The organism is Paenarthrobacter sp. TYUT067 (genome assembly GCF_023656375.1).
GTDB lineage: Bacteria > Actinomycetota > Actinomycetes > Actinomycetales > Micrococcaceae > Arthrobacter.
In genome coordinates, this window is sequence record NZ_JAMOIT010000001.1 from 182,438 (window position 1) to 196,498 (window position 14,061).

The window sequence follows — 14,061 nt, forward strand, 5'->3', positions numbered from 1 at the left end:
ACTGGATGCGTTGTGAGGCCCGCCCTGCATGCTTTGTGCGCGACTTAGCGCGCAGAGCGGGCCTCGCAACGCCGGTAGAATTGCCAGGTGATGCAATCCCCCCTCCCCGTGCGTGACGGCGTGAACGCCACCCGCCTCCGCCTGCCGGACGAGGGGCCATGGACCACCGCCATGGACTACATGATGCACCGCTGGGGACACATCGACCCCCAAGGCATCGAGGACCGGTTCGACGCCGGCGAGATCGTAGGCGAGGGCGGAATTCCCCTTGATCGCAGCACCAAACTGGAGGACCACACCTTCATCTGGTACTACCGCACGCTCCCCCCGGAGACGCGGCTGCCCGTGGAAATCAGCATCCTCCACCAGGACGAACACATCCTGGTGGTGGACAAGCCGCATTTCCTCCCCACCACACCGGGCGGCACCTACATCCAGGAATCCGCGCTGGTCCGGCTCCGGAACCTCTTGGACCTCCCGGATCTCATCCCCATGCACCGCCTGGACCGGATGACCGCCGGCCTGTTGCTGCTCTCCACCAACCCGGAGACGCGCGGCAAGTACCAGGTCCTCTTCGAGAAGCGCCAGGTCCAGAAGGAATACGAGTGCGTGTCCGCCGCGACGCCCGCCGCAGGCTATCCCGCCGTCGAGTTCCCAGCAGTGGTACGCAACCGCATGACCAAGTCACGCAGCTATCTGCTCGCCGAGGTCATCCCCGGTGAACCGAACGCTGAAACGCGCATTGAACAGACAAAAACGTTCGACGCCGGAACTCACCAGCGCGCGCTGTACCGGCTGGAGCCTCACACCGGAAAGACCCACCAACTGCGAGTGCACATGGCGTCGCTCGGGCTGGGCATTGTCAACGATGCCTTCTATCCGGATCTGCTGGACAAAGCGCCGGACGACTACAGCAAGCCGCTCCAACTCCTGGCCCGTGGGATCCGGTTTGTTGACCCGATCACCAAACAACCCGTGGAATACCGCAGCCAACTGGAGCTCAGCGAAGCCCACGGCTGATTCCCCGAAACGTCAGTCCCCCGGGGTCAGGTGATCGAACACCAGGTTCGTCTGGGTGTTGGCAATTGCCGGATCCGATGCCAGGTGAACTGCGATGAAGTCCCGAAGTTCCGTGGGAGTTCCGCAGGCTACGTGCATGAGGAAGTCTTGGTCGCCGGCCAACAGAAACACGCTCTGGACGTTGGGCAATGATCGCAGGCGCTGACCGATGGCAAGCATTTTGTTGCGCGCTTGGGAGTTCACCCGCACCGAGATCAACGCGTAAACCAGCAGGCCCAGGGCTTCAAGATCCACGGATGCGTGGAAGCCGCGGATGATTCCCGCATCACGCAGTGCCCTGACCCGGCCCAAGCACGTGGAAGGCGCTATTCCCGCTTTGGCGGCGAGGATGTTGTTGGGGATCCTTGCGTCCGCCATGAGCTCCTGGAGGATCAAACGGTCTGTGTCGTCCAGCCGAACCCGGTTCGGCAGCGACCCCCGTGTACGGGTCGTGGGTGAATCTGGCACGAACCCACCTCCAATATTTTCCTGATCCTTCGAAATCCTTGGCACAGCTCTGAGCTGGATTCTATCTTGAAGCGATTTGCAGAATCGACGAGGAGGTCGTTGTGGGCGGTTTCGATAAGATCCAAGAACGTGAGGGCGGGCTTAAAAGGCAGCTCACCTCACGGCAAATGACCATGATCGCGCTGGGCGGAGCGATCGGTACCGGTCTGTTCCTGGGGAGCAAATTTGCCATCGGCTTGGCTGGGCCCAGCGTCATCATCAGCTACGCCATCGGAGGCCTGATCGCACTCCTCCTCATGGGCAGCTTGTCCGAGATGACAGTGGCACACCCAACCTCAGGATCCTTCGGAGCTTTTGCCGAACACTACGTCAGCCCGCTGGCCGGTTTCCTGGTGAAGTACATGTACTGGTCCTGCATCGTGCTGGCCGTGGGAACTGAGGTGACCGCGGTGGGCGAATACATGAAACTGTGGTTCCCTGACGTGCCGTCACTGCTATGGGTGATCTTCTTCTCGGCGGTTCTCATCGGCGTGAACACCATGAACGTGAAGGTGTTCGGAACTCTGGAGTACTGGTTCTCCAGCATCAAGGTCTTCGCAATCATCGCGTTCATTGTGCTCGGCGCGTACATCGTCTTCGGCGCCCGCACGGAAGGCACTGGCTTCCAGAATTACACAGCCGAAGGCGGCTTCTTCCCCAACGGATTCTCCGGCACCTGGTTCGCGGTGATCGTGTCCATCTTCAGCTACCTCAGCATCGAGATGATTGCCATCGCCGCTGGTGAAGCCAAAGACCCGGCAACCGCCGTGAAGAAGGCTTTCCGGACCACTATCGCCCGGCTGTTGCTGTTCTACATCGTCACACTGGCACTGATCCTGGCAATCGCCCCCGTGAGCCAGATCCTGGCCGGGGGCAGCCCTTTCGTCACAGTCATGCAGAATCTGGGCATTCCCTTCGCGGACAGCCTTTTGACCTTCGTGGTGATCATCGCTGCGCTCTCAGCCATGAACAGCCAGCTCTACATTTCCACGCGAATGATCTTCAGCCTGTCCCGCAGCGGTGACGCACCGGCCGTATTTGGGAAACTCCGCTCCAACGGCGCCCCCGTGAATGCCTTGGTCCTATCCACGGCAGGAATCGCGATCGCCACTGTCGTCTACGCCATGTTCCCCGAGACTGCCTTCACCTTCATGATGGCCATCTCCATGTTCGGGGCCATGTTCACCTGGTTCATGATCTTCGTGACCCATTGGTTCTTCCGCCGCAGCATGAAGCGCAGCGGCACTGAACTCGCCTACAAGACCCGGTTCTACCCGGTGGGCACCATCCTCGGCGCGGTCCTCATGATTGCCATCGCCATCAGTACACTCGGCACCTCGGCGTTCAATATGACCTTGATCTTCGGCCTGCCATCCCTGGCACTCGTCACGGTCCTCTACTACGTGGTGCAGCGCCGCAAACGTCAGGAATCGCCTGGTCAGGAATCCTCTGGCGAGGCAGCAAACACACTCCGGAAGACCGCCGTCGTATCCTCCGAAAACAGCACAAACTCCACCACCTCAAGCGGACTGTCCGACGCCGCGCCGGCGGAAGACGACGACGAGAACGATCTCACGGCGTCGAACGCTACCTCCGCCACCTGAGCGGGGTCCCACCCGTAAATTCCGGCGCTGATCGCAGGGAAGGCCACAGTCCGGACGCCACTGCCAGGCTTTCGTGGAAGCACGAGGCGAGCAGGGCCGGATCTGTCTGTCCGGCGTGCCGGTTGGGACCCACAGTGTGGATGACCCAGCGCGCCGGGAGCCTGAATGCGGAAGTCGCGACGGCGGAACCCACCGGCAGTCCGTCCGGCAGTTGCGTCCGCCTCAACTCGCGGCACGCCTCGAGCAGTTCCCCGCCAGCGGCCCTGTGGATGGCGCCGTCCACTCCCCCTCCACCCAGCAAAGAGGAGTTGGCGGCGTTGACGATCGCATCAACAGCGCGGATGGTGAGATCGCCGTGCAGTATGTCGATTCGCATGGCCACAGTCTCACTCCGGAGCGGCGGACACGGCAAGTGCGGTACCTTGTGGCCATGGACATCATCGCCCCGGAAACATGGGGATCCGCGATTTACCTGTGGATCGTCCCCATTGTGCTGGGCGACGCCATCTTCCCGCCCATCCCCTCCGAAATGGTGGTCATCACCGGCGGGGCGCTGGCAGCCGATGGCCACGCGAACTTCTGGCTGGTCCTTTTCCTTGCCGCGTTCGCGTCCTGGTTGGGCGACATGGCGGTGTTCGTGCTGTTCAAACGGCGCATCAGCCATGTCCTGGATAGGTGGGCGTGGGGCCGCCGCGTCCACCGCGGCATCCACGAGGCCATCGCCAAAGCCGGCCGCTCCTCAACGTATGGCGCCATCATCGGCGCACGCTTCATCCCGGGAGGCAGGCTCGCCACCTCATCCGCGGCGGGAATCGCCAACGTCTCGGTACGCGGGTTCAGCCTGTGCGCAGGCCTTGGCGCAGTGCTGTGGGCCGTGTGGCAGGTGGGGCTGGGTTACTTCACCGGATCCACCACCAAACTCCCGTTTTGGGCCAGCTCACTCATTGGTGTGGGACTGGGCTTGGTGATCGGCGTGGTGGTGGGATTGATCGTCACGCGGCGGCGCGGCAGCCGTTCCCCCGTGGACGAACCGTTCGACGCCGACAAACCCGGCGACGTGCCACAGCCCGAGTAGGTCCTTTAGACCGGGGCCCAGCGTCCGCGGCTGCGACGCAGCACGTAAAGGCTGCCGGTCAAAGCAACACGCTCGACGGCGTCACGCATCATGGCTGCCGACGTCCGGGCTTCGTCGTTCTCGCCCAAGTAATCGCGATCGTCAACTGTGAAACGGAGGCTGAGCTGGGGCACTCCGCCGACGATGTCCAGCTGGTTCGACTCCACGTGGTGGCGGGTTTCCAGCGCTTCCACCGCTGCGGCCATCACCGATTCAGGTGCGTTGCCCGGTTTGAGGCCAGTGATCTTCAACTTGGTCTGGAACGACGGCATCCCACTACCCTAACCTTCTCTCACATCCCGCGCCCTTGGACGGATCGCTCTCTCACCAGATGAGAGAGCGATCCAGAAAAACCCGCGGGATGTGAGAGAGGGTGCTAGCCGGTGTTGCGCAGGCCGGCGGCCACACCGTTGACGGTGATGAGCATGGCCCGCTGAAGCCGCTCGTCAATCTCGGCTCCGGAAACCTGTTCCTCGCGAACGCGCCGAAGGAGTTCCACCTGAAGGTAGCTGATCGGGTCCAGGTACTGGTCGCGGATTTCGAGTGAACGCTTCAACGTGGGCTGGGCGTCGAGGAGCTCGATCTCACCGGTCAGCCTCTCGATTTCTGCCACCGTGAGTTCGTACTCATCACGGATCATGTGGAACAGACGGTGCAGCTCCTCCGGGACCAAGGAGGACACGTAATGACCGGCAATCTCCATATCTGTCTTGGCCAGGGTCATTTCCACATTGGAGATCACCGAGCGGAAGAAGTGCCAGCGATCCATCATTTCAAGGAGCGGATCGGTGTTGCCTGCCTCGCGGGCAGCCTTTAGGCCTGAGCCCACACCGAACCAACCCGGAACGATCTGCCGGGACTGGGTCCAGCCGAAAACCCACGGGATGGCCCGAAGACCGCCGAGTCCGGCTCCGGAGTCCGGGCGCTTGGACGGGCGTGATCCAATATTCAACGAACCCAGTTGCTCCACAGGGGTGGAAGCGAGGAAGTAAGCCGGAAGATCAGGATCATCAATCAACGCGCGGTAGCGGTCGAACGCTGCGTCGGAGATGATCTCCATGACGTTTGCGTAGCGCTCGCGCTCGTCCTCGGAAGTGCGCGGAGTCCGGTGCAAGGCCGAGCCCTGCATGACCGCTGCCAAGGACAGCTCAAGGTTTTCGCGTGCCAGTTCGGGCAAGGAGTACTTATCCGAGATGACCTCACCCTGCTCGGTGAACTTGATCTCACCCTCAAGCACGCCGTTCGGCTGGGCCATGATGGCATCGTAGGTGGGCCCGCCACCGCGGCCTACCGAACCACCACGGCCATGGAACAAGCGGACACGAACACCATGCTTGGCTGCTACATCGCGCAGCTTGCGCTGGGTCTTGTGGATCTCCCACTGGCTGGTCATCACACCGGATTCCTTATTGGAATCCGAGTAGCCCAGCATGATCTCCTGGACATCGCCGCGAAGGCGGACAAGTTCCCGGTAGGAGGGATCGGACAGCAACTGGTCCACGATCTCAGCCGAAGCACGGAGCTCTTCCACTGTTTCCAGCAGCGGGGCAAAGCCGATCTTGGCGTGCGGCTTGGCGCCGAAGAGGTCAATCAAGCCGGCTTCGCGCGCCAGGACCGCTGCAGCAAGAACATCATCGGCACCGCGGGTCATGGAAATGATGTAGGTTTCCACGACGTCCGGGCCGTAGGTGTGCAGGGCTTGGCGGATACTCCGGAAAACGTCGTAGGTACCGTCCGCAGTGCCCTCAAGCTTGATCGGGTGTCCGGAAAGAGGACGGCGCGAAGCCAGCTCCGCACCCAAGTAAGTGAATCGTTCCTCACGCGTCAACTCGCTGTAGGGCTTCTGCGTGCCGAGCCGGTCCACCAGCTGGCCAACAGCATCGTGGTGGTAATCGGCGTGCTCACGGATGTCCAAGGTTGCCAAGTGCAGACCAAAAGCGGCGATTGCCCGGCGGACCCGGGCCAGGGCGCCATCTGCAACCAAACCGGCGGAGTGGTTGCGCAGCGAGGCCTCAAGCAACCCAAACTCCGCAAGCAGCTCGGGAGTGGTTGCGTAGTCGCGGCCCGGCTCGTGATACGTCGACGCTGAAATACGTCGGCCGGTGTTGATGAGCTTGGCCTTGATGCAGGTCAGTTTGAGCCTGTACGGCTCTTGGGCATTCAGTTAAGGATGCGCTTATCCAGGCCGGGGAGGTTCTTCAGATCAGTCGCGATCGAGTCCAGCAGTTCCTGGTCGGCCCCAAAAAGAGCGGTCGAGTTGGAAAGTACCGAGATGAGTTCGTCGATCAAGGCAATGCTGATGCGGACAGCATTCTGGTTCTGCAGCTGCAGGATCTCCCGGGTGACGGCGGCGGTAACGTTCGGGTTGCCGTCGCGGTCACCACCGATCCACGAACCAAACTTCAGGGGTGCGGCAGCGGCCGGCAGGGAGACCCCGTGCTCAGCCAAAAGCTCTGAAAGGTCCGTCAACATCTCCGGCATGGCGTCGGTAAGGATGCTGTTCAGGTAATAGATGGCATTCCGGGCCTCATCCACAGGAGTGGGACGCACTTGCCGCAGCTCGTCGGTCTGCCACATTTGATCAATGATCTCGGCGAGTTGGCGGTCCTGACGGCGCCGCGCTGAGGTCCCCTCCGTGGTGGGCTCGGCCAGAACGTCCGAGAGCTTGCGGACCTTGTCCAGTACGGAGCGGCGTGAGGCCTCGGTGGGGTGTGCCGTGAAGATGGGGCGGACGTCCAGTTCATTGATCACGTCCTGCAAAACCTGGGGACCAGCTTGGCCGGCGATCTCTGAGACCGCTTTTGCCAGCCAACCGTCCTTTTCCTGCCGGGTGCGCAATCCTCGGACGCGGTGGACCTGCTCGGCAGCGTTGCTGAGGTGAAAATAGAACGCAAAGGCGCGGACCAAGTCAGTAGCCTGGTCAAGCGGCAGGGAGGCAAGCAACTCGCGGACCTGGGCGACGACGTCGTGCGCGCTCCATGGGCCGGTAGCGTCCGCGCCGCCTCGGGCTGCTTCCTTGGACTCCTTGGTCAGCAGCCGCACCTGCTCCACGAGTTGGAGCAGCTCCGGACCATGTTGTCTTACCAGGGACTCGCCGAGAAGCGTGGAAACGCGGCGTACGTCGGCCCGCAGTTCAGCAGCGAGATCGGTGTCTTGATGGGCAGTGTGAACCATAGATACTTACCTTCGGGGATCTGGTTGGCCCGTACACTGCGCTGGATACTGTGAGCCGGATTACTTGTTCCTACGGGATCTTACCCGCACCTAACTCAACAAAAGGAATGCGTCTCAGATTTTAACGTCGCCTTCTGCCGGCTTCTGGACAGGCCTGGGCAAGACTACTTTTCCACCGAAAACATCCCGGCCCTCCGAACCCGGGCCCGCGGACAGAGACTCGTGCCGGCGCTGCCTCATCTCTTCTATGGCTGCTGCCGCTTCCATCCGGGTGGGTGCACCCGTGGCCGGTTCAATCATGGACAACACACTGCCCAGGGTGCCGGTTGCTCCTTTTGACGGAACGCCCCTCTGCACCAGCCGCGTGCCGGCCCAGAACGATCCCACAATGAGTGCCAGGCTGACCACGGCCGGAACCACTGTCTCAATCCCCATGCAATGAGGGTACGCCCCGGGCGAAAGGGAACACAGACCGGGCCTCACGGAGACCAGGCCTCACGCGAACTCTTCCAAAGGGTGGTCCTGCTTGCACAGCTCCAAAACCGTATCCAACACCCCAGGCGCAAGGGCACTGAACATGCCAAAACGCGCCTCCACTTCCAATACTGCCGGCTTGCCGTCCTGCAGGCGCTTGATATCCACGCTGAATGGTCCGGTCAGCCCAAGGGCGGCAGCAGCTGAACCCGCCACCACCGCAACGTCAGAGTCCGAGGGCGCTTGAACCTTCCGGACACGAACTGTGGGCGAACCATCCTCCTTGGCTGCCTCTCTGAGCGTTCTCTCCAACACAACCAGGACATCATCCGGCCCGGTGAGTTGTCCGTGGCGAAAGCCTTGCGCAGCGTACTCGGTACCCGGTGCAAACCGTTGGACCATCCAGGAATCGTCCAGGCTTGCCCAAATACGGGCAGCCCGCGCACCGGAGTCGGACGTTCGCCCCAGCAACCGGATGCCGCGTCCGTTGCGTGAAATGCGAGGTTTCACCACCAGCGGGCCGCCCAATATATCCATGGCATCATGCACAGACCCGAGTGCGCTGGGCAGGCCGAATCGGGGAACGCTCACACCCGCACCCGCAAGGCAGGTCATGGTGAGGTATTTGTCGTGAGCCCTCCTCACCGGCGCAGGATCGGCGATCACCACACGAACTCCCGGCGCGAAATCGTCGCGGGCTTCAGAAAAGACGACCAGCTCGGCACTCATGGTGGGAATGAGGATTTCGATCCCATAGCCCGCCACCAGGCCCCGCAACTCCCAAAGGTAACCGCGGGTATTCGAAGGTGAAACGACCGCCACACCATCGGCCGCCCCGCAACGGGCAGGAATCTCGTCCACCCCCAGCACCCAATGGCCCTTTGCCTTGAGCTGCCGGACCAAGGACGAGCCAGCCGGGTTGGCAATGCCTGTCACCAGGACACGCGACATCAGAGCGTTCCCACACCAAGGTAGGGCACGGAAGGATCCACCACACGGCTGTGGGTTTCTGTCTTCATTTCTCACCTTTATGGATAGAGCACGCCACCCGCTACCGGGCCTTGCCGATGGATGAGTGCACCGGGGCGAAGGATCATGACGCAACCCGCACTGCGATATTGGAATCAGTACACGGCAGAGAACCTTTTGGAAGCCAACCCCGGTCCGCTCAGCGTGTAGGTAAGAACTCTTTCGCCTCTTTTGACGTCGTCCTTGCCACGCTTGAGGCCGGCTCCGATCTGAAACCGAAGATCAGCGCGCTGCACCGAGTTAGTGGAACAACTCACCACACTCCGGCTCTCGAACGAGCAGATCCAGCCATCCGGGGCACGAATTGAGTCTTCCACCACCAACGAATGCTTCCCCACGGAGAACACCGCCGTCGCGCTCCCCAAGGAACTTCCTCCGGAGACCCGGAAGTCAATTTCCAGGACCTTGCGCTCGGAATCTTCCTCCCCGGCCTCGCGCGCCGAGCCATCCACAACCGCTGGAGCAGTCAACGACGGAACAGCCAAAGGCGAGGCAGACGGTGTGGTGACCGGGAGTGGAGCAGGGGACGGCGCGATCGGCGGTTCCGCCGGGATCTGCGGCACGGGGTTCTCCACAATAGGATTCTCGTTTGCGGGCGGCCCTTCAACGGATGGCACGTCACCCGGCGGTGGCGCCTGTGGCGGCGCCGGTGTTGAAGAAACGGCCGGTGTTGTAGAAACGGGAGTCGGCGCGCTCGTTGGGGAAGGGGCTGGAATCACCGGAGCCTTTTCTGACGGAGCCACAACGGATTCCACGGCCCGCTTCTCCATATAGGCGTCCGGAGTCAGGTGGTCAACTATGCCCACAGCCCCCAGCACAAGTCCTACGGCAGCTGCTGCGATGACTGCCATGAGCACCGGTTGGGCTAGGGCAGGGACCGCAACGGCCGCGTTGGCGGGCACCATGCCACCCACAACTCCGAGCCCCGCCCCTTTGCCCGCCCACAGCGCGGCCGGGATCCCTGTCACCAAGGGCAGCAGGACAGCCCTCATGCTCCCCTGAACGTCTTTCAGCTCCGCAAGGGCCGCGGTGCACGATGGGCAGCCGTTAAGATGCTCACGGATCCTGCGCCCGGTGGCATGGGAGACCCCACCACGGATGTAGTTGCCTAGCTTCGAGGCGTACTCAGCGCATTTAGTGTCAGCCTGCTCCGCTATGTGGTACTGCAGGTACTGCCTCCTCAGGCCCTCACGGGCGCGAAGAGCGAGTGCAGAAACGGCATTGGCTGAGAGACCCAGAACCGGTGCCACAGCTGCGGGTTTCATGCGTTCGACGTCCAAGTACCACAGCACAGCCTGCCACCGTTCAGGCAGGGCCCGGAATGCTTTGGCCACTGTGTGCGATTCAAAGGCGCTGATTGCTGCGTCCGAGTCCACCAAGGTTTGGTCCAGGACGGCATGGTCACTACTGGGCAGGACCTTGCCGGCTTTCCGATTACGTTGGTGGGACAATCGGGCAACCGTGGAGAGCAAGTACGCCCTAAAGAAGGTGTCCGGCCCTTTCCCCGAGATGAGGCTTTGCAGGACCGCCTGGAATGCCTCAGCCACTACGTCCTCGGCGTCACTTTGGTTGTCCACGTTGCGTCTGGCGACGCTGGAGGCAACGGACACATGGCGCTCGTAGAGTCCGTCGAAGGCAGACATGTCTCCATTGCGGACCAAATCAATGAGTTGTCCGTCGTCGACGCTGGTTTTGTTGCTCGCATGTGACGTGCGTGCCATTTATGGCACCCCCAAACCGTAGAGAACCCTGCCCATATCTATGGAGTGTGGGTACCGCCCGAGTCGTGACGCCAGTTTGTAAAAAGTCTTTAGCAACCATGTTCGAGGCACTCCCTTCGTCACGAATCGGCTCTTCTGCGCACTGTTGGGATATGACATCGTTCCGGACAAAATCACCTGCCGAACGCACGTTTTCACAGCACCACTTGCTGCGCAGATGGCGGACTGCCAGTTACCAAAGGGGTTGGCGGTTCCGAGCGGATTGGTACGTGCCGGAAGTCCGGACAGTCGTCATTCCCCTGGCAAGCGGGGCAGTAGTTCCCGCCCCCGCGGCGAAATTACTGGGAGCTGCGCGCGCCAGGAACGGTGTCAGCATCAGAGAGACCCTGAACGACTTCCGCGCCCTGTTCACTGCCGCGGATCAGGCCCTGGACGTCGATGCCCTCCTCTCAATCGCGGAGGGCTGGGCGGAGGTAGCAGAAACAGCCCCCACCATCTCCTGCACCGACGTTTACACGGGACTGGCCACCCAGGCCCACTTCCAACGAAGGGTCCACGATGTATCCGCGTTCGGTGCGGAGGGGCCGGGTTCCCACGCACTGGCCATCATCGCGCTGCCCCGGCCCCGCGATAGCCGCACGCATGGTTGGACATTGTTGGCCCGGCTGGGGGACGCAGTGAAGGCCGCACTGCAAGGAACCGGAGCGACGGCAATGTATCAAAATTCCGCCATTCACGTCCTCTTTTCCGTCAGCGAAAGCAACCTTTCCCGGCTGATGGCGTGCAAGGCAGTTCTGGAAGCTCTCGACGACGGCAGCCTCTACCCTGCCCGCATGAAGTTCTACCCGCTTTCCCGGGCGGAGGCCACGGCTGCCACCACCTCAACTGCCGCGCGGGACTCGTCCTGAAAGCCGGATTTGGCCGAAATCCGTTCTGCAGCGTAACGAACCACTCCCGGCGAACACTCACCTTGTGACGGAATACATCCCAAGGACTCAAAGGACCCACCCACTAATGAACAAGCAGATCCATCCAAGAACCGCCTCACTGGTGGCTGCCTTTCTGGCCGCTGTCATGGCCATCCTGGGCCTGGGGCTCTCGGCCCTGCCAGCGAGTGCTGAGGAGATCCCGGGAGCGGAGATCACCCTCAGTACCGGTTCCACAGTCACCGGGCAATGGGACCAAGTGGATCTATCCTGCACCTGGTCCGTCCCGGATAACTCACAGCCCGGGGACACTTTCACTTTGCAGCTTCCCCCCGAACTGCGGTGGTTTGGCGCTGCAACCTTTGACCTGAACACTCCTGATGGCCAGACCGTAGCAACAGCTGCGGCCAACGACGCCGGCCGTGTGGTCTTCACGCTCACCGACTTCGTCGCCCTGCATCCACTCAATGTGGGCGGTACCTGCTCTTTTGCCACTCAGTACTCCGTGGCTCCGGCAACGGGCGAAACCAAGGAACTTAGCTTCGTGTTCGGTGACAGCGTGATTCGCGTCCCCGTGCAGATTGAACCGTGCACTGAGAACTGCCTCCCGGATGCTCCGACGACTGCCGGCAAGTCGATGTGGTGGGCGGACTCTTCCCAATCAGAACTTCAGTCAGTCCTTTACATGCCGCCCATGGTGTCAGCAACCAACGATGTTGTAGTCACCGATATCCCCTCAGCCGGCATGGTGATCGACTGCAGCCGCGTAACACCCCGCGTGGGCAAGGTAAGGGGCGAAGCAGGCAACATCATTGAACCCTTCGACAATGAGCAGTACCCCGCGAGTATTGAATGCACCCCTCAGTCGCTAACGGTCTCCTGGACCGGCCTTCCCAAAGGCGAACACGTGGAGCTCTTCGTTGTGACCGAGGTGTCTGATGCTTCCCTGGACGTTTACCAAAACAACGGGACAGTGACCATCTCAGGCGAGGAAAACCCGGTAGGGGCCCAAACACGCCGAAGCAGTGCCAGCGGAACCGGGCAAGGGACAGCTACGCCGACCCCCACCCCCAACCCCAGCACCGCCACGGTGACCCCCACACCCTCACCGAGCACCAGCACCAGCACCAGCACCAGCAGCCCAGTAATAGTGGTTCTTCCAACAGAATCCACTACACCGGGGCAGACGACCCCACCGGCCCCCGGCAACCCAGCACAGCCCGCCAACAATCCAACACAGCCCGCAACTGCGGCACAGTTGGCCACCACGGGGGCGCAGGGCCAGGCGTTCGTCGTCCTGGCTGCGGCGCTTCTGGCCGTGGGATCTCTCCTCGCCTTTGCCGGTGCCCGTAAGCATAGGCGGCGCTCGCACTAGACGGGCGATCGGGAAACGCCCTTCGGGGCAAGATGGCGACGGTGGGCCTGGGGTGCATGGTCCATCACGCCGTCCAGCAATCCCGGCTCGCGCTGGCATGGGTTTGGGGCCAGCGCGAGCCGATCCAAGGTAGTGGAGTTCTGACCCAGCTGGGCCGAATTCCGGGAATGCCCACGCCCGGCGCATAGTTGAGGCAAGTGGCAACCGCCGCGAACGGACGCGAACCCCAGCCGAGGAGAACCATGAGCTCGCCCACCACCGCAACCGATCCCCAACTCGCCCGTTGGGAGCGGTTCCGTGCAGGTCGACATTCAGCCCTTGCCACCGCGCACGGATGGCTGACCCTCACGTCCTTCCAGTGGCTTGAGTTCCAGCCCTCCGAGGTGGAACTTGCCCCGGGCCTCTGGTCCACCGACGGCACCACAGCATTCCTCACGGCGAGCGCTGCGGATGGACTCACCGTGGTGGAAACGGGACAGCCCGTAGAGGGGACCATTACGGCGACGCTGCAGGACGAAGAGTCGCTCATGTGGGTCCAGTTTGGCGGCGACGACGGTAAGCAGGTTGTGGTGGAACTCGCCATGCGTGCGGACAAGTACGCTATCCGCACCCGCGACAACAGCTCCCCCGTGCTGACCGGTTTCGTAGGTGTTCCCACCTACGAGTACAACCCTGAGTGGGTTATCCAGGGCCGGTTCGAGGCTTACGTTGAGCCCGTGGACGTGCCCATTGGCACGGCCAACCCCTTGGTGGATGGCGTCCACCGGTCAGTGGGCGAGGTTGTCTTCCGGGTACCGGGCGTTCCTCACGAAATCCGGCTGCACGCTGAAGAGGAGAAGCTGGGTGCGCTCAACGTCACCTTCCACGATGAGACCAACGGGGAGACCACGGACGAATGGCGGAAGGTTTTCATTCCCCGGCCTCGCCCCGACGGGTCCGTGATCATTGATTTCAACCGGGCCATCAACTACCCCAGTGCTTTCACTCCGTATGGCACCTGCCCCATGCCGGTGCGGGGCAACTCTCTTGACGTTCGGGTAGAAGCGGGAGAGAAGCTCCCTCAGGAATGAGACCGGCA

At 62.0% G+C, this 14,061-nt stretch carries 10 protein-coding genes and 3 pseudogenes; 6 read left to right on the forward strand and 7 right to left on the reverse strand.

Annotated elements, in window-relative coordinates:
• Positions 1-90 precede the first annotated feature (90 nt).
• Entirely contained in the window at positions 91-1,020 is a 930-nt protein-coding gene (locus MOD31_RS00795) for an RluA family pseudouridine synthase (RefSeq protein WP_142936697.1), read from the forward strand.
• Between the two features lie 12 nt (positions 1,021-1,032).
• Here the strand turns inward: MOD31_RS00795 and MOD31_RS00800 are convergent, their stop codons facing one another.
• Positions 1,033-1,527, reverse strand: a complete 495-nt coding sequence (locus MOD31_RS00800; RefSeq protein WP_250819613.1) for an Lrp/AsnC family transcriptional regulator — start codon at positions 1,525-1,527, stop codon at positions 1,033-1,035.
• A gap of 173 nt (positions 1,528-1,700) precedes the next feature.
• On the opposite strand from MOD31_RS00800, the pseudogene MOD31_RS00805 reads away from it, so the two are divergent.
• Positions 1,701-2,921: pseudogene (locus MOD31_RS00805) on the forward strand (amino acid permease); the annotation flags it as partial.
• Between the two features lie 83 nt (positions 2,922-3,004).
• Here the strand turns inward: MOD31_RS00805 and MOD31_RS00810 are convergent.
• Positions 3,005-3,546 (reverse strand): annotated as a pseudogene (locus MOD31_RS00810) (O-acetyl-ADP-ribose deacetylase).
• Between the two features lie 54 nt (positions 3,547-3,600).
• On the opposite strand from MOD31_RS00810, the gene MOD31_RS00815 reads away from it, so the two are divergent.
• Positions 3,601-4,245, forward strand: coding sequence for a DedA family protein (locus tag MOD31_RS00815; RefSeq protein ID WP_250819614.1), 645 nt, complete (start codon positions 3,601-3,603; stop codon positions 4,243-4,245).
• A gap of 5 nt (positions 4,246-4,250) precedes the next feature.
• Here the strand turns inward: MOD31_RS00815 and MOD31_RS00820 are convergent, their stop codons facing one another.
• The 5 genes and pseudogenes from MOD31_RS00820 to MOD31_RS00840 form a co-directional block, all read right to left on the reverse strand.
• Positions 4,251-4,556, reverse strand: a complete 306-nt coding sequence (locus tag MOD31_RS00820) for a hypothetical protein (RefSeq protein ID WP_142936668.1) — start codon at positions 4,554-4,556, stop codon at positions 4,251-4,253.
• A 104-nt stretch (positions 4,557-4,660) separates the two neighbouring features.
• Positions 4,661-7,458 (reverse strand): annotated as a pseudogene (gene ppc / locus MOD31_RS00825) (phosphoenolpyruvate carboxylase).
• Positions 7,459-7,572: 114 nt separating this feature from the next.
• On the reverse strand, positions 7,573-7,893 hold the full coding sequence (locus MOD31_RS00830; protein WP_142936670.1) for a hypothetical protein: 321 nt from the start codon (positions 7,891-7,893) through the stop codon (positions 7,573-7,575).
• Between the two features lie 60 nt (positions 7,894-7,953).
• On the reverse strand, positions 7,954-8,883 hold the full coding sequence (locus tag MOD31_RS00835; protein ID WP_223941769.1) for an ATP-grasp domain-containing protein: 930 nt from the start codon (positions 8,881-8,883) through the stop codon (positions 7,954-7,956).
• A 173-nt stretch (positions 8,884-9,056) separates the two neighbouring features.
• On the reverse strand, positions 9,057-10,682 hold the full coding sequence (locus MOD31_RS00840; RefSeq protein ID WP_250819615.1) for a sigma-70 family RNA polymerase sigma factor: 1,626 nt from the start codon (positions 10,680-10,682) through the stop codon (positions 9,057-9,059).
• A 269-nt stretch (positions 10,683-10,951) separates the two neighbouring features.
• Between MOD31_RS00840 and MOD31_RS00845 the strand changes: the two genes are divergently transcribed.
• The 3 genes from MOD31_RS00845 to MOD31_RS00855 all read left to right on the forward strand — a co-directional run bounded on the left by MOD31_RS00845 (position 10,952) and on the right by MOD31_RS00855 (position 14,053).
• Entirely contained in the window at positions 10,952-11,590 is a 639-nt protein-coding gene (locus MOD31_RS00845) for a hypothetical protein (protein WP_250819616.1), read from the forward strand.
• Positions 11,591-11,696: 106 nt separating this feature from the next.
• Entirely contained in the window at positions 11,697-12,983 is a 1,287-nt protein-coding gene (locus tag MOD31_RS00850) for an Ig-like domain-containing protein (protein WP_250819617.1), read from the forward strand.
• Between the two features lie 242 nt (positions 12,984-13,225).
• Positions 13,226-14,053, forward strand: coding sequence for a DUF1684 domain-containing protein (locus tag MOD31_RS00855; RefSeq protein WP_166843148.1), 828 nt, complete (start codon positions 13,226-13,228; stop codon positions 14,051-14,053).
• Positions 14,054-14,061 lie beyond the last annotated feature (8 nt).